The organism is Pseudomonas sp. LY-1 (genome assembly GCF_053502595.1).
Genome location: NZ_CP094353.1, coordinates 949603 through 968034, shown reverse-complemented (window position 1 = coordinate 968034; position 18432 = coordinate 949603). Strand labels below are relative to the sequence as shown.

The 18432-nt window shown below is 62.3% G+C and carries 12 protein-coding genes; 7 read left to right on the top strand and 5 right to left on the bottom strand.

The window, feature by feature from the left end; translation table 11 throughout:
• Positions 1-5 precede the first annotated feature (5 nt).
• Positions 6-299, top strand: a complete 294-nt coding sequence (locus MOQ67_RS04240) for a hypothetical protein (RefSeq protein ID WP_198718239.1) — start codon at positions 6-8, stop codon at positions 297-299.
• A 194-nt stretch (positions 300-493) separates the two neighbouring features.
• Here MOQ67_RS04240 and MOQ67_RS04235 read toward each other — a convergent pair whose 3' ends face one another.
• Positions 494-5395, bottom strand: coding sequence for an alpha-2-macroglobulin family protein (locus MOQ67_RS04235; protein WP_198718240.1), 4902 nt, complete (start codon positions 5393-5395; stop codon positions 494-496).
• A 435-nt stretch (positions 5396-5830) separates the two neighbouring features.
• Here MOQ67_RS04235 and MOQ67_RS04230 point away from each other — a divergent pair, with 435 nt between their 5' ends.
• On the top strand, positions 5831-7168 hold the full coding sequence (locus MOQ67_RS04230; protein ID WP_198718241.1) for an MATE family efflux transporter: 1338 nt from the start codon (positions 5831-5833) through the stop codon (positions 7166-7168).
• 164 nt (positions 7169-7332) lie between these two features.
• Here MOQ67_RS04230 and speA read toward each other — a convergent pair whose 3' ends face one another.
• The 4 genes from speA to MOQ67_RS04210 all read right to left on the bottom strand — a co-directional run bounded on the left by speA (position 7333) and on the right by MOQ67_RS04210 (position 11602).
• Complete coding sequence (gene speA / locus MOQ67_RS04225) at positions 7333-9246, bottom strand: arginine decarboxylase (protein ID WP_017849659.1); 1914 nt, start codon at positions 9244-9246, stop codon at positions 7333-7335.
• A gap of 144 nt (positions 9247-9390) precedes the next feature.
• The gene (locus MOQ67_RS04220) at positions 9391-9762 is read right to left on the bottom strand and encodes a translation initiation factor Sui1 (RefSeq protein WP_017849660.1); all 372 of its coding nucleotides are present in this window, start codon (positions 9760-9762) and stop codon (positions 9391-9393) included.
• 323 nt (positions 9763-10085) lie between these two features.
• On the bottom strand, positions 10086-10622 hold the full coding sequence (locus MOQ67_RS04215; protein WP_177032561.1) for an NUDIX hydrolase: 537 nt from the start codon (positions 10620-10622) through the stop codon (positions 10086-10088).
• A gap of 2 nt (positions 10623-10624) precedes the next feature.
• On the bottom strand, positions 10625-11602 hold the full coding sequence (locus MOQ67_RS04210) for a DUF2333 family protein (protein ID WP_370737517.1): 978 nt from the start codon (positions 11600-11602) through the stop codon (positions 10625-10627).
• Positions 11603-12003: 401 nt separating this feature from the next.
• Here MOQ67_RS04210 and MOQ67_RS04205 point away from each other — a divergent pair, with 401 nt between their 5' ends.
• From MOQ67_RS04205 to accC, 5 genes are all read left to right on the top strand, one after another.
• Entirely contained in the window at positions 12004-13674 is a 1671-nt protein-coding gene (locus tag MOQ67_RS04205; protein WP_017849663.1) for a response regulator, read from the top strand.
• Positions 13675-13727: 53 nt separating this feature from the next.
• Positions 13728-15689: a methyl-accepting chemotaxis protein gene (locus MOQ67_RS04200; protein WP_017849664.1), complete on the top strand. Its 1962-nt coding sequence runs from the start codon at positions 13728-13730 to the stop codon at positions 15687-15689.
• A gap of 296 nt (positions 15690-15985) precedes the next feature.
• Positions 15986-16441: a type II 3-dehydroquinate dehydratase gene (aroQ, locus tag MOQ67_RS04195; protein ID WP_017849665.1), complete on the top strand. Its 456-nt coding sequence runs from the start codon at positions 15986-15988 to the stop codon at positions 16439-16441.
• 24 nt (positions 16442-16465) lie between these two features.
• Positions 16466-16924 (top strand): acetyl-CoA carboxylase biotin carboxyl carrier protein, encoded by a 459-nt coding sequence (gene accB / locus MOQ67_RS04190; protein WP_017849666.1) that lies wholly within the window; start codon positions 16466-16468, stop codon positions 16922-16924.
• A 17-nt stretch (positions 16925-16941) separates the two neighbouring features.
• Positions 16942-18303: an acetyl-CoA carboxylase biotin carboxylase subunit gene (accC, locus tag MOQ67_RS04185; protein ID WP_017849667.1), complete on the top strand. Its 1362-nt coding sequence runs from the start codon at positions 16942-16944 to the stop codon at positions 18301-18303.
• Positions 18304-18432 lie beyond the last annotated feature (129 nt).

Below are 18432 nucleotides of genomic sequence, written 5' to 3'. Positions count from 1 at the left end.
CACACATGCAGGTAGAAAGCTTCTTCGAATGGTTGGGCCAGGCGCTCGGTTCCGTCATCCGTTTTATCGTCGACGGCCTCAGCGGCATCTTCGGTGCCTTGACCCACGCCGGTGGCAACTTTATCGATGGCCTGTCGCGCACCTTGGGCATGGACACTTCCATCATCAGCATCATTACCCTGATCCTCGGCCTGATGCTGCTGTACTCGGCGGTACGTGCCTTCATGCGCACATCGATCATCATGGGCATCATCTGGCTGATGCTCGGCCTGTGGCTACTCAGCTGGGTAGTCCACTAACCCCAAAAAAACCCCACCAATCCCTGTGGGAGGGGGCTTGCCCTCGATGGCGGTGGGTCAGTCACCTGATGCATTGACTGAAATACAGCTATCGGGGGCAAGCCCCCTCCCACATTTAGCCCTCATTCCACATTTAGCCCCATTCCCAGATTTAGCCTCCACTGCACATTTAGTCCCCATTCCACATCGAGCTTTCAACGCCCCTTGATCACCAGATCCACCGGCGTCTCACCCACCGCCTGCCAGTTCGGCCGATACATCGACTCCACCTGCGGCGGCGGCACCCGATACGTCCCCGGCGTCACCGCCCGCGCCAGATACAACAAGTGCGTGGTGCCATAGCCATCCAGGTTCATCGCCGCCACGTAGCGGTCATCACGAAACTCCTGATGCTTGAGCGAGGCGTTCTGCATCGACTCACGCCATTCCTTCACCTGGCTGCTGGCGTTTTCCAGGCTTGCGGCGCTTTGCGCGAGGTTCTGGTTTTCCAGCTCCAGGCCTGCCGGCAGCAGGTCCACCACCAGGGCATCCGGTACACGCTGCTTGGCGCTGACCGCCAGATGCACCAGCACCAGGTCGCCGCTGTTGAGGCTACGCAGGTTCAGCGGCTGGCCGTTCATGCCCAGGTATTCGCGGCGGATGCTCAGGTTGTCGCCGCCGGCGGCCGGTGGCACTTGTGGATACCCCGAGATCGTCAACTGCTGGTACACCGGCGTCTCGCCCTGATTGCGCAGGCTCAAGTCGCTGGACAGCAGCGCGCCCGTCAACGCCAGTGTCGACTGTTGATTATTCAATTCGCGCACGCCGCCGCTGCCGGTGAGCGACACCTGCCAATTCGACTCGGGCTCGGCGAACCCGAGGCGCCCGGCCAGGAACAGTGAGTTGCGTTCCTGGGTCGACAGGTACGGGCTGGCCGCCAATTGATCCGACAAAGTGAACAAGCGCTCTTCACGCTTGCCCTTGGCCAGGTCGTTTTCTTCGAGCAACGCCAGGATCATCGCCTGGTCGCGCAGCGGGCTGCCGTAGTCGGCCAGCCATTCCTTGGCATTGCGCTGCGCCGCCAGCCCTGCGAGCAAGGCTTGATCGGCACGCGGCTGGTCGCCCATCTTCTGCAAGGCGATGGCCAGTTGCACCAGCGGCAACCCGGAGCGCGCATCGCTGCGCCGCTCGAACAGACTGCGCAACGCGCCCAAAGGCGCCTGCTGACTGCGCGCCAGTACCAGGCCGGCGTAGGCCTGCACAGCGAAGCGGGTGTGCTCGGCGTTATCGCTGTAATCGACTTCGATCAGGTTGCGCTCCTGCACATAACGCAGCAGACGCTCACTGGCTTTCTTCAAGGCTTGCGGCGGCACGGCGAAGCCCTGGTCGCGGGCGCGCAGCAGGAAGTCGGTGACATAGGCGGTCAGCCAGTATTCCTCTTCGCCATCGGCGCCCCACAAGCCAAAGCTGCCGTTGTAGCGCTGCATGCCCAGCAGTCGTTCGATGCCCAGCTCGATCTTGCGTTTGCGCTCGGCGTCCGGCTCACCCTTGATGCCCAGGCGCTTGAGCAAGGCATCGTCGGCATACAGCGACGGGTACAGGCCGCTGGCGGTCTGCTCCAGGCAACCGTAGGGGTAAGCCTTGAGCGCACTGATTTGCGCGCCGAGGTTCAACGGCGGCCGGCTCGACAGGCTCAACAACGCCTCGCGCCCCGCGCTGTCGAATTGATCGAGCGCCCCCGCCGGCAAGCTCCACGGCTGCTCCTTGAGCACCGCACGATAGTGCTTGAGCAAGGCCGGATAGGCCGGGCGCACGCCCAAGGTCCATTCGCGACTGAACGGCGGCAGGTTTTCACCGGGCAGGTCCAGGCCATTCACCGTGACTTTGAGCTTGCCCTGCCCCAGGCCGCCCCAGGCTTTCACCGGGATGCGCAGCGTGGTGCGCTGGCCCTGTTTCAGTTCAAGCGATTGCGCGGCGCTGTCGACCAGTTCCAGTTGCCCTTCGGCGCTCAGTTGCACGTCGAGCTTTTGCGCCTTGCCCGACAGGTTGGACAGGTCCAGCGCCAAGCTGGTCTGGTCGCCGCCCGCGAGGAAGCGCGGCGCCGACAGTTCGGCAATCAGCGGTGCGGCGATCACGGTTTTGGCTTCAGCCATGCCGTAGCGGTCATCGCTCCAGGCCTGGGCCATCAGGCGCAATTCGCCGTTGAAGTCGGGGATATTGACGCTGACTTCACCCTCGCCCTGCGCGTTCAACGTCACCGGTGCGCTTTGCAGGGCGACGATGGTCACGCTGGTGTCCGGGCGTTTGCCGCCCTTGGCCAATGCGGCGTCACCGCCGAAGGCCAGGCTCGCCAGGCGGCCCTGGCCGGCTTCGATCAGTTGGCCATAGATGTCGAACTGGTCCACGCCATACGACTTGCGGCCGAACAGGCTGGAGTACGGATCGGGCGTCGGGTATTCGGTGATATTGAGGATGCCTACGTCGACTGCCGCCACCAGCACATGCACCTGCTTGGGCACGCTGCCGTCGGCATTTTTCGCGGTAACTTTCACCGTCAGCGCTTGTTTGGGGCGCATTTTTTCCGGCGCGGTGAGGGTCAGCCCCAGTTTGCGCTGGGTGCGATCCAGCGGCAGGTGCAGCAGGCCCACCGCCCGTTTGGGGGTGATGTTGGCTTTGCGCTCGCCGGGGCGGATCACCAGGGCACTGACGTAGAGGTCATGGCGCGCCCATTTCGGGTCGAGTTTCACGGCGAAGCTTTTGCCCTCGGCCGGCACGTCGATCGCCTGCCACCACAGCGGCCCCTCGGCGGACTCGACCAGCAGATAGCCTTTACCGGCCGCCGGCGGCGTCACCGTGACATTGGCGGTATCGCCGTCGCCATAGGCGGGTTTGTCCAGCGCCAGCTTGACCTGATCGGGGCGCACGGCGCCGCCTTCGGTGTTGTCCTGGGCCTGGTAGCCGGCCCAGAAGCGCAGGCTGCTGACCAGCCCGGTCTGCGGGTCTTCGACCTCGACGCGGTACGGGCCCCACTCCACCTGGAAGCTGACCTTGGCGGTGTCGCCCGCCTTGATGTCCAGGCTCTGTTCGTCGAGGTTGAGGAATTTCTCGTTGTAGTGGTAGCTCCAGCCGTCGCTGTCCGAGTAATTCCAGTAGTAGTCACGGCGCTCGCGCACCAGGCGGACCTTGAGGTTTTTCGCGGCGAGTTTCTGCCCGTCCTGGTTGGCCAGCAGCACTTCGAATTCCGCCGGGCCGTCGCCGTTGGTTTCCTTGCCGTCAAACAGCCCGCGCAGGCCCGGCAACTGCTCGGCCGGCCAGATCGGCTGCACCAGGCGCCGGGTGATCGGCCGCCCGCCCGATTCATGCAGGCTGGCTTGCACGATCAGTTGCAGCGGCGACTTGGCGTCGGCCCATTTGCTTTCCAGGGTCAGGGCTTCCTGGCCCTTGGCGTCGAGCACGCTTTCATCCAGTTCGAAATCCTGGCTCAGCTCTTCTTCGGTGACGGAGCCGAACTGGTAACCCGGCAGCGATTTCACCGCCTCGCGCAGCGGACGCACATACACCTGCCCGCTGACCCGGTTGCCCGACGCCGGCGCGCCGTAGAGGTAGCGGCCGTTGACCTGAATGACCGGGTTATCCGCCGGGCTCAATGCCGTGTCGCTGCCCTTGAGTTCGAGCGCCAGGCGCTCGGGCAGGAAGTCTTCGACGAGGAACTCGTACAACTGCGGCTTGCCATCGCCCAGGTCGAACACCAGCTGCCAACGCCCGGTCGGCGCTTCGCCGGCCAATTGCAATTGATATTGATAGAGGCCGGAGGCGTCGGCGTCCCAGACGAATTTGCGGCTGACCTGCTCATCCGGGCGGCGCACTTCGACGCTCACTGGCTGCGGCTTGACCGCGTTGCCGTCCTTGTCGCGCAGCAAGGCGTTAAGCAGCACGGTTTCGCCAGGGCGATACAGATCGCGTGGGCCGAACACAAAGAACTGCAGCGGGTGCGACGGTTGGCCGCCGATATCGAACTCCGCCAGATCGAGCGCGGCGCTGTCCAGGCGCAACAGGCTGGTTTGTTCGCCCTGCTTGGCCAACAGCACCTGGGCCTTTTTCGGCAACGGCAATTCGGCGTGACCGCCCTGCTCGGTCTTGCCCTGGCCCACCACCCGGCCCTCGGCATCGAGCACTTCGAGGTCGACGCCATCCAGCGCCTTGCCACCGTCCAGCGCCTGGGTAAACACATCCAGGCGATTGGCGTAGCGGTGAACCGACAGGCCGATATCACTCAAGGTGAACAGCGTGGCCGGTTGCGAATAGTTGTAGGTGCCCGACGCCCGCATCACCGCCAGGTATACGCCCGGCTGCTGCAATTGCTTGAGGCCGGCGATCGGCAGCAACAGGGTTTCGCGGGTATTGCGCGCCGGGTTCAGGTCGAAGCGGCCGCCGTAGACCAGATCGGCCAGCGGCAGCAGCTCGCGGGACTCATAGCTTTGCAGGCTGGTGTTGCGCCCCCACTGGGCGAGGAACGATGGCAGGGATTCGGGCTTGATCCGGAAGAATTCGACGTCGATCTTGTCGACATTCAGCGCAATCACCGGCAACCCCTCGGCCAGGCGCGTGGGCAACAGCGTGCCACGGCTGGCGAAACCGACGGTGGCTTGCAGGTCACGGGTTTCCAGGCGGGCGACGTACTCGGCGGGCAACAGGTTGTTGTTCACCGCGCGCACGCCGGGGTCGACCGTCAGCACCAACTTGCGCTGCGGCTCCAAGTGGCGCAGGCGCAACTCCATCAGGTTATCCGACAGCTCCCAGGCGCCGTCGACCTTGCCCGACTTGCTGTCCACCAGATGCAGCTTGTCGGCGAATTTCTGCTCCGGGTCCAACGGCACGGAAAAACTCACCGACAAGGTGCTGGCGCCGTCCAACTGCACCTCGGACACGTCCACCACACTCAGCTCACGCCCGGCATAGCGCTGCTTCAGCGCCGCCACATCCACCGCCGCCTTGGCCGGCTTCGGCGCCACACTGCTCACAGCCGCCGGCGCGCTCGGCGCAGTCGGTTTATCGGAAGAATCGCAGGCGCTAAGCAGGGCCAGCGCACAAGCCAGGAACAGTCCTTTGTTAAGCATGGGGCACTCGTCGTCAGAGGGAACCGAGGGGTGAACTATATATCAGCGCCGGCCAAGCCGATGTGGCGCTGGTCACATTGACCGACGGAGGGCAGTTTGGTTCTTCGCATCACGCGATCCAAGCCAAATCCCACAAACACAAAAGATCAAAATCACAAAAAATCAAAATATGGAATGGGGGACTAAATGTGGAATGAGAGCTAAATGTGGAATGAGGCCAAATGTGGGAGGGGGCTTGCCCCCGATGGCGGTGAGTCAGTCAGCTTATTTGTAGCTGATCCACTGCAATCGGGGGCAAGCCCCCTCCCACATTTGGCCCTCCTCACATTTGGCCCTCCTCACATTGGCCCTCCTCCCACATTTAACCCCCCATTCCACATTGGTTCTGCGACGTGCTAAGGGACAGTTACAATGCGCCTCCCCCAAGGAGCTTGCATGCCTACCTTACTGACCGACTGGCGCCACCGCCCCACCCACCGCCGCGTCTGGGCCCTGGCCGCGCCAATGATCCTGTCGAACATCTCGGTACCGCTGGTGGCCCTGGTCGACAGCATGGTCATCGGCCACCTGCCCCACGCCCACCAACTGGGCGCCGTGGCTGTCGGGGCCAGCCTGTATACCTTCCTGGCCTGGGCCATGGGTTTTCTGCGCATGGGCTCCACCGGGTTCGCCGCCCAGGCCGCCGGGCGCAACGATGGCGCGGCGCTGCGGCAAATCCTGCTGCAAGGTCTGTTGCTGGCGCTGGGCCTGGCGATGTTACTCGGTACAGTGGGCATCCCGCTGAGCCACCTGGCCCTGGAATGGATGCAGCCCTCCGCCGAACTCAATCAACTGACCCGCGAGTTCTTCCACACCCGCCTGTTCGGCCTGCCCGCCGCCCTTGCCAGCTATGCGCTGGTCGGCTGGTTCCTCGGCACGCAAAACGCCCGCGCACCGCTGGCGATCCTGCTGACCACCAACCTGGTCAACATCGCCCTCAACCTGTGGTTCGTCCTCGGACTGGACTGGGGCGTCGTCGGCTCCGCACGCGCCTCGGTGATCGCCGAATGGACCGGTGCCCTGCTCGGCCTGGCCCTCACGCAAAAAGCCCTGCGCGCCTACCCCGGGCATATCGCCTGGGCCACCTTGCAACGCTGGCACAGCTGGCGCCCGCTGCTGGCGGTGAACCGCGACATCTTTATCCGCAGCCTGGCGTTGCAGTCGGTGTTTTTCATGATCACGGTGCAAGGCGCACGCCTGGGCGACGCCACCGTGGCCGCCAACGCGCTGTTGCTCAACGGCCTGCTGCTGACGGCCCACGCCCTGGACGGCCTGGCCCATGCGGTCGAAGCCCTGTGCGGCCATGCCATTGGCGCGCACGACCGTCAGGCGTTGCGCCGTTCATTGGTGGTCGCCTGCGGTTGGTCGCTGATCGCCAGCGTCGGTTTCGCCCTGCTCTTCACCTTCGCCGGCCACCTGTTCATCGCCATGCAGACCGACATTCCCAGCGTGCGCGAAACCGCCGACATCTACCTGCCATACCTGGCGGTTCTGCCGTTGATTGCGGTGTGGAGTTATCTGCTGGACGGGCTGTTCATCGGCGCCACGCGCGCGCGGGAAATGCGCAATGGCATGCTGCTGACGGTGCTGATCCTGCTGCCATTCGCCTGGCTGTTGCAGAGCTACGGCAACCACGGCCTGTGGATCAGCTTCCTGCTGTTCATGGCCCTGCGCAGTCTTACGCTTTGGACGATTGCCTGGCGTTTGAACCGACAGAATCAGTGGCTGGGATAAGCACCCCTCACTGTCACCGTCACCGTCACTGTCACTGTCACTGTCACTGTCACTGTAGGAGCGAGCTTGCTCGCGAAGATCGTCAACGATGACATGGGCTGTCTGGATGCCCGTGTTGCCTGAACGTTTTTCGCGAGCAAGCTCGCTCCTACAAGGATGGGTGCTTAGGAGGACAGGTAAGACGAACGCGTCAGGCCCAAGCGCAACGCATCCAGAAACTGCGTGCGCTCGCTGGCACTGATCTTCGCGCTGGCGCACTTGTCACGGTAATGGGTCATCAACTCCTCCGGCGACAAGTGCACATAACGCAGCATGTCTTCGATGGTGTCGTGGGTCTCGATCCCGGCGCTGTACACCGAACCGTCTTCACGCTGATAGATGTTCACCGAGTCGGTGTCGCCGAACAGGTTGTGCATGTCACCGAGGATTTCCTGGTAGGCGCCGACCAGGAAGATACCCAGCAGGTAGTCTTCACCCTCTTTCAGCGCGTGTACCGGCAGGCTGGTCTCGATGCTCTGCTCGTCGACGTATTGCTTGATCTTGCCGTCGGAGTCGCAGGTCAAGTCCTGCAATACCGCACGGCGCATCGGCTCTTCGTCGAGGCGGTGCAGCGGCAGGATCGGCAATACCTGGCCGATGGCCCAGGTGTCCGGCAGGCTCTGGAACACCGAGAAGTTGCAGATGTATTTATCCGCCAGCTTGTCGTTGAGTTCGTCGAGCACCTGGCGGTGCGAACGCTGGCGCGCTTTCAGCGAGTTATGCAGGCGGCGGCACACGGCGAAGTAGCACTGTTCAGCCAGGGCTTTTTCCGCCAGGGTCAGTTTGCCGTCGGCGTACTGGGTGGCCACGTCGCTCATGTAGTGAGTGGCGCGCCAGTAGGTTTCGGTGACCATCTCGATGTCAGTCGGACCGAGCAGGTCCACCAGCCATTGCACGGTTTCCGGCAGGCTGTCCTTGTTCTCGATCTGCGGCATTTCGTCGTTGTGCTTCTCGACGTCGGTGACTTGCACCACCAGCATGGCGTGGTGGGCGGTCAGGGAACGGCCGCTCTCGGAGAAGATGTTCGGGTGCGGCAGGCTCTGCGCGTCGCAGAACTCCTTGAGCATGCCCACGACGACACCGGCGTAGTCGTCCATGTCGTAGTTGATCGAGCTGGCGTTGCGCGAGTGAGTACCGTCGTAGTCCACGCCCAGGCCGCCGCCGACGTCGATGTGGTCCACCGGCAGGCCGAGGTTGCGCAATTCGCCGTAGTAACGAATGGCTTCCTTGAACCCGTGCTGGTAGTCGGCCAGGTTGGCGATCTGCGAGCCCATGTGGAAGTGCAACAGGCGGATGCCCTGGTCCAGGCTGGCGGCGCGGAAACGCTCGACCACCGACAGCAGTTGCGCCGCCGACAACCCGAACTTGGATTTCTCACCGCCAGTGTCAGCCCACTTGCTCGACGCCAGGGACGACAGGCGCACGCGCAGGCCGACCTGTGGCTTGACCTTGAGGTTGGCGGCTTCTTCGATCACCAGCTCAACTTCGGACTCTTTCTCGATCACGATGAACACGTTGTGACCCAGCTTCTGGCCCATCAGCGCCAGGCGGATGAATTCGCGGTCCTTGTAACCGTTGCAGACGATGGTCCCGCCTTTCGGCGCCAGGGCCAGCACGGCCAGCAGTTCCGGCTTGGAGCCGGCTTCCAGGCCAATGGACACGTCCTGGGTGGCGATGATGTTTTCGATCACCGCCTCCTGCTGGTTCACCTTGATCGGGTACAGCGCGGTGTATTTGCTCTGGTATTCCAGACGCTCGATGTTCGAATCGAACGCACCGGTCAACTGGCGCACGCGGTCTTGCAGGATGTCGGGGAAACGCACCAGCAGCGGCAAGGACAAGCCGCTTTTGCGCAGCTCGTCGACTTGCTCGTACAGGTCGACAGGCGTGCTTTTCGGGCCGTTCGGACGAACTTCAACGCGACCGGCATCATTGATCGCGAAATACCCGGCCCCCCAATGACGAATCCCGTAAACACTGCGGCTGTCCGCAACTGTCCATTGGCTGCCATCGTCTTTGCGTGTGCGTCGTACGGACATTGAAGTCCCCTATAAATGAAGTCGAAGGCGCCGCCCCTCGTTGGAGGCTGGCGCAGTCTAAAGAATGAAAATGACGATTTGCCTGTGAGTAAGGTCAGACCCCACTCGCAGGACAGAGTTTAGACACTGGTTGGGAAGAGGCTTTCAGCCGCCGGACTTCTTGGCCTTGTACCCGAGCTTGATCAGCTCGGCCAACAGCAACTCGACGTGATCGCCCTGGATCTCGATGACCCCGTCTTTCAACGCGCCACCGGTGCCACAGCGCTTTTTCAGCGTGGTGGCGAGTTCCTTCAGCGCATCTTCGGCCAGCGGTACGCCGGTGATGGTGGTCACCGTCTTGCCGCCACGGCCTTTGCTCTCGCGTCGCACGCGGGCAATGCCGTCGCCTTCGGGGATCAGGGTTTGTTTGCAGGTACAGGCGTCCACGGGCTGACGACAGTCCGGGCAGTGTCGACCTGCGTCGGTGGAAAATACCAGGCCACCGAGGGCGGCGAAGGATGCGGCTTTTTTGGCCACCGGCAATCCTCTTGTGAGGACAAAGACTGATCGGCAAACGCTCAGGCGGTTGCCGACCGCGAAGCCCCACTCAGGCAGGGGCAGCGCTACCGAACCCCCCATGTCATTGCCCCCGATTCCCTGTAGGAGCGAGCTCGCTCGCGAAGATCGCCAACGATGACGCGGGCATTCAGGATGCCCACAGCGCGCTTGAGGTTTTCGCGAGCAAGCTCGCTCCTACAGGAATCAGGGGGTGGAACAAGGGTGGTTCGGGTGAAAAGTCGCGCAGTGTAACCACAAAAAGCTCACTTGCTAAGAGCCAAATCGCGCCAATTTATACAACTTTAGCGACGTGAGGCCAGATAGCGCCGCAAGCCCTCTTGCGCGTCAGGGCAGTAGGGCTTTTGTTGCGCTTCCTGCAGGACAATTTCAAGGGGTAAAAAGCGCGCTTCCATGACTTCTTCAGGCTGCAGGCACAGCGTACCGTCCCACACGGCGGAGTAGGATCTGCACCAAAGTCGGCTGTCACCGTCCTCGAAGTAGAAATGGTCATGCTCGACCAACTCCACCCCGCCCACGCCGAGCTCTTCTTCAAGCTCGCGGGCGGCCGACTCGGCATAACTCTCGCCGTCCGCCACCATCCCGCCTGCCGCCGTGTCCCAGAAACCGGGGTACAGGGCTTTGCTCAGGGTGCGTCGATGTACGCACAGTTCACCTGCCGAGTTGAACAGGAAAATAAAGGTGCAACGGCCGATCAGGCCGCGCTGGCGCAGGTCGGATCGCACCAGGGCGCCGAGCGGGTTGTCGTGCTCGTCGACCCAGCAGATCAGTTCCGCATCAGAGGCTGCGCGGTGCGCGGCCTCCTTTTGAGTCACGTCCATCATCACCCTTGGTTAAGCAACTGACGCAAGTCGATCACGGCCGCGTTGGCCCGGGAAATGTAGTTGGCCATCACCAGCGAGTGGTTGGCCAATATGCCAAAGCCGCTGCCGTTGAGGATCATCGGGCTCCAGACCGGCTCTTGCGAAGCCTCCAGCTCACGAATGATCTGGCGCACGCTGACCGTCGCATTCTTCTTGGCCAGCACGTCGGCAAAGTCGACTTCGATGGCGCGCAACAGGTGGGACAAAGCCCAGGCCTGGCCGCGGGCTTCGTAGAACACGTTGTCGATCTGCAGCCATGGGGTTTCCACCACTTCTTCATCGAGCTGCGGCACTTCACCCGGCGCCAGCGCTTCGGTTTTCAGTGAGGTGTTCAGCTTGACCCGGCCGACACTGGCCGACAGACGTTGCGACAACGAACCCAGGCGTGTGGCGACATCGCCCAGCCAGTTGTTGAGGTTGTCGGCACGCGCATAGAACAAGGCGCCGCGCTGGTTCGGGTCGGACAGGCGCACTTCATAGCGATTCAGGGAGTTGATGCCTTCCTGGTACTCCGACTCGCTGGAAGGCAGCACCCAGCTCTTGTTGTCGAAGTTGAAACGCGGCTCGGCCTTCGCCAGGTCGGCGTCTTCCGCCGACTGCGACTGGGAACGGGCGAAATCCTTACGCAAGGCGCGGGTCAAGTCACGCACCTGCACCAGTACGCCGTATTCCCAGCTTGGCATGTTGTCCATCCACAGGCCCGGCGGGAAACGGTCGTTGGAAATATAGCCCCCGGGCTTGTTGAGCAAGGTGCCGGCCACGGTCTTGAGGGTTTCCACGGTGGTGTAACCCAACACCATCTGCTTGCCTTCCTTTTCAGCGGCAAGCTGGGCGTTCTGCTGGACCGGGAACAGCGCCGGCTCTTCGCTCCAGTACCAACCCAAAGCACCGGTGACCAACAGATACAAGCCGAGTACGCTAAGCACCGCTCGGCTCATCAGCACGCTACGCAAATAGCTGCGGTTGGCCGACTTGGGTTCAGGGGCGGGGCCTTTGGCACTGCCTGCACGGTTTTTCCAGTCCAGCATGGCGATATCCTTTCAATCACTTGAGTTCATGCACTTCAATCGACGGCGTGCGTTCAAACACTCCGACAGCAACCCTACCCCATCGTGCCCGTCAATGCGGGCTTTTCGCCCTACAACTATGATCCAACGGACGCCCAGGGGGCATTCGACTATAAAGGATGCGCGCTTTTTCCGCTGCACGACCAATTAGTCACTAAATGAATGCCAGGGACTCGCAGTTAATTGACGTATGACACTCATGTAACCGAAAAGAGGTGCTAGCATAGAGCCACCAGTCGACCTCAGCACGCACCTTCACTAGTAGTCAGGATATGACCGAGCCAGAAGACCCCAGCCGTGAGCGTCTCAAGCAGCACTTTGCCCAGCGGGTAATTCATCAGGCACGTCAAATTCTTGAGATCTGGCAGCGCCTGCAACGCAGCGAATGGTCCGACGCCGACTTCTCCGAACTCAGCGAAGCCAACCTGCGCCTGCTGCGCTTCGCCGAACGCTTCGAACAGCCCGAACACGGCCAACTGGCGCAGCACATCGGTGAGTCGCTCAAAGCGGTGGACGCCAATCGCGGCCGCCTGAGCAGTCAACTGATCACCGAAATCAACCGCTTGATGCAACGCCTGTCCCGCACCGGCCTGCGCCAGGGCGATCAGCTTGAGCAAACCTTCCTGCCGCCGATGCGCAAGCCGATCTACGTGATGCTGGCCGATCATGATCGCGCCGAGCGTCTGGCCAAGCAGCTGGAGTTCTTTGGCCTGAGCGCCCAGTCCCTGGACGACGTGGCGGCGTATCGCGTGGCGATGGCCGAGCGCCTGCCGTCGGCGATTGTGATGGACGTGGATTTCTGCGGCCCGGGCCTCGGCCTCCAACTGGCCGCCGAGGCCCAGCAAGGCCTGGAGCAAAAGCTGCCGTTGCTGTTTTTCAGCCTGCATGAAACCGACACCCCGACCCGCCTCGCCGCCGTGCGCGCCGGCGGCGAGGAGTTCCTGACCGGCACGCTGGAAGCCTCGAGCCTGCTGGAAAAGATCGAAGTGCTGACCTGCGTCGCCCAATACGACCCCTATAAAGTGCTGATCATCGACGACTCACGGGCCCAGGCGCTGCACACCGAGCGCCTGCTCAACAGCGCCGGTATCATCACCCGCACGCTGATCGAGCCGATCCAGGCCATGGCCGAGCTGGCGGATTTCCAGCCCGACCTGATCATCCTCGACATGTACATGCCCGCCTGCACCGGCACCGAACTGGCCAAGGTGATCCGTCATAACGACCGGTACGTCAGCGTGCCGATCATCTACCTGTCGGCCGAAGACGACCTGGATAAACAGCTGGACGCCATGAGCGAAGGCGGCGACGACTTCCTCACCAAGCCGATCAAGCCGCGCCACCTGATCACCACCGTGCGCAACCGCGCGGCCCGTGCGCGCAACCTCAAGGCGCGGATGGTGCGCGACAGCCTGACCGGCCTGTACAACCACACCCATATCCTGCAATTGCTCGAAGACTGCACCTTCCGCGCTCGTCGCGAGAACAAGCCGTTGAGCTTTGCCATGCTCGACATTGACCACTTCAAGCGCGTCAACGACAGCCACGGCCACCCCATGGGCGACCGCGTGATCAAGAGCCTGGCGCTGTTCCTCAAACAGCGCTTGCGCAAGACCGACTACATCGGCCGCTACGGCGGTGAAGAGTTTGCGATTGTGATGCCCGATACCGACCTGGAATCGGCCTGCAAGGTGCTGGATGAAATCCGTGGGCGCTTTGCCGAAATTCACTACCCGGCACAGCCGCATGACTTGTGGTGTACTTTCAGCGCCGGGCTGGTGGAGTTGTGCGACGATTCCGACAGCCTGATGATGGCCGCCCAAGCCGACGAGGCGCTGTACCGCGCCAAGGATGCCGGACGCAATCGGGTCCAAGCCGCGCACACATCAAGTCAAAGTGCCATCTTTTCACCAGAATCCAGCGACTCCGTCATAACTTTGTAATAGAAACGCAATAACTTCAGGCACTTAACTTTTGCTGTCGGTTGAAACCACGCATGCGCCTGAAGCTGCTGACCAATCTCAATACCCTCCTTCTGGTGGCCGTGTGCCTGGCACTCGGGGCGACGCTCTGGTGGTCGCAACGCGCGCTGGAACGGCCTTATTTGCTGATGGAACGCTACCTGGGGTTGTCGCAGACCTTCCAGAACCAGGCCGCACGCAACATCGACGACTACCTCGCCAGCGGCGACGCCCTGCGCTTGAGCAGCGCCAGCCAGAGCCTGGAAAGCCTGCTGCAGCACCTGGACGAATTGCCCGCCGACCTCGCACAAAGCCTGCGTCCCAGCCTGAAGGAGCTGGACACCTTCAGCAAAACCGACCTGCTCGCCGCCGGCAAACTGGCCGGCGACCCGCAAGCGCTGCTGTTGCAGGCCGAGCGCGAATTGGGCGCGAACCTCGAGCAACTGAGCCAGTACGCCATCGGGGTCGATTCGCCCGCCGCAGCGCGCTACCTGCCGCCGCTGCTGGCGGCGTCCCAACACCTGGGCAAGCTGTCCCTGGCCCGCGACAAGCTGGTGAGCAGCGGGCGCGCCGAACTGGCGGATGATGTGGAGCGCGAAGTCAGCAATATCCGCGGCCAGGCCGACCTGCTGGAGCAACTGCCCTTACTTGGGGTCAAGGCCAACGCCGGTTCGAACACCGATGATTTTTCGGCGCTGATGGGCCTGGAAAACAGCGAAAAAACCGAAACACAAGACACCGGCGTCGACCTCAAGCGCGAACTCAACAGCCTGCTGACCCGCTACCCGGCCGAACTCAAGCGTACCCGCGAGCAGATCCAGCGGCGCGCCGACCTCGCCGCCGGCACCCAACTGAAAATCGCCGCCGTGCAACAGGCCATCGCCGGCCTGGAGCCGGTCGTGCGTGCGCAGCACGCCGTGATCCAGGGCGAAGTGCGCCTGATGCAAGGGGTGATGATCGGTCTGATCCTGCTGATCGCCCTGCTGATCGATACTCTGCAACGGCGCCTGGCACGGGTGTTGACCAACCTGGCACCGGCCCTGTCGACCTGGGGCGAAGGCGACTTCAGCCAACCGATTGCCTTGGGCAAGACCAACCGCGAACTGCGCGACATCGAAGCCTCCCTCAACCGCTTGCGCGCCTACCTGGTGGACCTGGTGGGCACCATTCGCGGCAATGCCGAGGAAGTCGCCGGCAGCAGCCGCGCCCTGGCCGAGCTGAGCAGCGGCCTGCATGATGGCGCCGAACGGCAGGCCGGGGACACCGCGCAGATCCGCGATTCGTTGGGCGAATTGGAAGCGACCATTCAACAAGTCGCCGGGGACGCCAGCCAGGCCGCCGGCGCCAGCCGCAGCGCGGGCCAGGCGGTGAAGCACGGCCAGCGGGTGATCGGCCTGAGCCTGACCGGGCTGCATGCGCTGGTGGGCGAAGTGCAGCAAAACGCGCAGATGATCGAGAAACTCGCCGAAGAGTCCGCGACCATTGGCGGCGTGTTGACGGTGATTCGCTCGATCGCCGACCAGACCAACCTGCTGGCGCTCAATGCCGCCATTGAAGCCGCCCGCGCCGGAGACGCCGGGCGGGGGTTTGCCGTGGTCGCCGACGAAGTGCGCTCCCTGGCCCAGCGCACCGCTGGGGCCACCGCCGAAATCCAGGGCCTCATCGCCGGCCTGCAAACCGCCGCCCGCCAGTCGGTGGAAGGCATGCGTGCGCAGGTCGAACACGCCGAAGCCACCGCCCAGCAAGCACAAGCGGCCGACGGCGCGCTGGATGAAATCGTCGGGGCGATCCAGACCATTTCCGACACCTCCGTGCGTATCGCCGATGTGACCGCGCAGCAGAGCGGTGCGGTGAGTGAGATTCGCGATAACAGCGAACGGATTCATCAGTTGGGTGAGGACAACCTGCTGCGCATCGGCCAGGGCCGCAGCCAGGGTGAACACCTGTTGGTGCTGGGCGGCCAACTCAACACCGCCGTGCAAGCCTTCCGCGTCTGACCCGACCTAGCGCCATGCGAAGAACCAATGTGGGAGGGGGCTTGCCCCCGATAGCGGTGGATCAGTTACAGATATTGAGACTGGCACACCGCTATCGGGGGCAAGCCCCCTCCCACATTTGATCGCCACAGGTTTCAAGACGGTATTACCAATGACCGGATCTTGGGCCGCAGTCACAAATTTCGCGCAATCCTCGCTAATCGTGCTGCCTACTGCATAGAACTGGACAGTCATAAACGCTTTGCGGCATAGTCGCCGGGTTCTGCCGTACCCACATCAATAACAAGGAACAGCCGATGGCGACCTTACTGGTTCTTCACGGACCCAACCTGAACCTGCTCGGCACCCGCGAACCGGGCGTCTACGGGGCAGTGACCCTGGAACAGATCAACCTCGATCTGGAGCGACGGGCCCGTGAAGCCGGCCACCATTTGCTGTACCTGCAAAGCAATGCCGAGTACGAATTGATTGATCGCATCCATGCCGCGCGCGGCGAAGGCGTGGACTTTATTCTGATCAATCCCGCCGCTTTTACGCACACAAGTGTTGCATTACGTGACGCGCTGCTGGCGGTGAGCATCCCATTCATCGAAGTGCATTTGTCGAACGTGTACAAACGCGAACCTTTCCGCCATCACTCCTACTTCTCCGACGTAGCGGTAGGTGTGATCTGCGGCCTTGGCGCCAGCGGTTATCGACTGGCCCTGGAGGCCGCCCTGGAACAACTTGAACAACCGGCCAAGCGCCCCTGACCGACCCTTGGGAGTTGACGATTCATGGATATCCGTAAAGTTAAGAAACTGATCGAACTGCTGGAAGAATCCGGCATCGACGAGCTGGAAATCAAGGAAGGCGAAGAGTCTGTACGCATCAGCCGTCACAGCAAGACCCCGGCCCAGCAATTCTACGCGCCGCAGATGCAAGCACCGGCACCTGCCGCTGCCGCTCCGGTCGCCGCTGCGCCTGTCGCCGCCGCCGAGCCTGCTGCACCCAAGCTGAACGGCTTCGTGGCCAAGTCGCCAATGGTCGGTACGTTCTACCGCACCCCGGCACCGGGTTCGCCAGCCTTCGTTGAAGTCGGCAAAACCGTGAAAGAAGGCGACACCATCTGCATCGTGGAAGCGATGAAAATGATGAACCACATCACGGCCGAAAAAGCCGGTGTCATCGAATCCATTCTGGTAGAAAACGGTCAGCCGGTTGAGTACGACCAGCCGCTGTTCACCATCGTTTGAACCGCGGAGCGCCTTCGATGTTGAAACCTGCGAAGAAACTGCAAAAAGTCCTGATCGCCAACCGCGGCGAGATCGCGCTGCGTATCCTGCGCGCCTGTAAGGAAGAGGGCATCAAGACCGTCGCTGTTTACTCGACGGCCGATACCGAACTGATGCACGTGAAACTGGCGGACGAAAGCATCTGCATCGGCCCGCCACTGGCTGCGAACTCGTACCTGAAAGTCTCGAACATCATCGCCGCTGCGGAAGTGACCGGCGCTGATGGCATCCACCCGGGCTACGGCTTCCTCGCGGAAAACGCCGATTTCGCCGAACAGGTGGAAAAATCCGGGTTTGCCTTCATCGGCCCGAAAGCCGAGACCATTCGCCTGATGGGTGACAAGGTTTCGGCCAAGGACGCCATGATCGCGGCCGGCGTGCCGACCGTTCCAGGCTCCGACGGCCCGCTGCCCGAGGACGAGACCACTGCGCTGCGCATCGGTCGCGAAGTCGGTTACCCGGTGATCATCAAGGCCGCAGGCGGCGGCGGTGGTCGCGGCATGCGCGTGGTACACAAGGAAGAAGACCTGATCGAAGCGGCCAAGCAGACGCGCTCCGAAGCGGCTGCCTGGTTCGGCAACCCGATGGTCTACCTGGAGAAGTACCTGACCAACCCACGTCACGTGGAAGTGCAGGTGCTGTCCGACGGCCAGGGCCACGCCATCCACCTGGGCGACCGCGATTGCTCGCTGCAACGTCGTCACCAGAAGGTATTGGAAGAAGCACCGGCACCGGGCCTCGACGAGAAAGCCCGTGCGGAAGTCCTGGCGCGTTGCGTCAAGGCGTGCATCGACATCAACTACCGTGGCGCCGGCACTTTCGAGTTCCTCTACGAGAACGGCCGTTTCTACTTCATCGAGATGAACACTCGCGTGCAGGTAGAACACCCGGTTTCGGAGATGGTCACCGGTATCGATATCGTCAAGGAGATGCTGAGCATCGCCGCCGGTAACGAGCTGTCCTTCACCCAGGACGACGTGAAGATCCACGGCCACTCCCTGGAGTGCCGGATCAACGCCGAAGACCCGAAAACCTTTATCCCGAGTCCAGGCCTGGTCAAGCATTTCCATGCACCGGGCGGCAACGGCGTTCGCGTCGATTCGCACCTGTACAGCGGCTACAAGGTTCCGTCCAACTACGACTCGTTGATCGGCAAGCTGATCACCTGGGGCGCCACCCGCGACGAGGCCATGGCCCGCATGCGTAACGCCCTGGACGAAATCGTGGTCGACGGCATCAAGACCAACATCCCGCTGCATCGGGATCTGGTCCGCGATGAAGGCTTCTGCGAAGGTGGTGTGAACATTCACTACCTGGAACACAAGCTGGCCAACCAGTAAGTGCTCCACCCAACAAAGCCGCCTTCGGGCGGCTTTGTTGTTTGTGGCCCCTCCATTTTGAAGATGTACACAATCCAAATGTGGGAGGGGGCTTGCCCCCGATGGCGGCAGCTCAGTCATAGATTAGGT

Bases quoted from the DNA above. Each gene is read 5' to 3' on its own strand.
- MOQ67_RS04240 (WP_198718239.1), top strand. From the start codon at position 6: ATGCAGGTAGAAAGCTTCTTCGAATGGTTGGGCCAGGCGCTCGGTTCC.
- MOQ67_RS04235 (WP_198718240.1), bottom strand. From the start codon at position 5,395: ATGCTTAACAAAGGACTGTTCCTGGCTTGTGCGCTGGCCCTGCTTAGC.
- MOQ67_RS04230 (WP_198718241.1), top strand. From the start codon at position 5,831: ATGCCTACCTTACTGACCGACTGGCGCCACCGCCCCACCCACCGCCGC.
- speA (WP_017849659.1), bottom strand. From the start codon at position 9,246: ATGTCCGTACGACGCACACGCAAAGACGATGGCAGCCAATGGACAGTT.
- MOQ67_RS04215 (WP_177032561.1), bottom strand. From the start codon at position 10,622: ATGGACGTGACTCAAAAGGAGGCCGCGCACCGCGCAGCCTCTGATGCG.
- MOQ67_RS04210 (WP_370737517.1), bottom strand. From the start codon at position 11,602: ATGAGCCGAGCGGTGCTTAGCGTACTCGGCTTGTATCTGTTGGTCACC.
- MOQ67_RS04205 (WP_017849663.1), top strand. From the start codon at position 12,004: ATGACCGAGCCAGAAGACCCCAGCCGTGAGCGTCTCAAGCAGCACTTT.
- MOQ67_RS04200 (WP_017849664.1), top strand. From the start codon at position 13,728: ATGCGCCTGAAGCTGCTGACCAATCTCAATACCCTCCTTCTGGTGGCC.
- aroQ (WP_017849665.1), top strand. From the start codon at position 15,986: ATGGCGACCTTACTGGTTCTTCACGGACCCAACCTGAACCTGCTCGGC.
- accB (WP_017849666.1), top strand. From the start codon at position 16,466: ATGGATATCCGTAAAGTTAAGAAACTGATCGAACTGCTGGAAGAATCC.
- accC (WP_017849667.1), top strand. From the start codon at position 16,942: ATGTTGAAACCTGCGAAGAAACTGCAAAAAGTCCTGATCGCCAACCGC.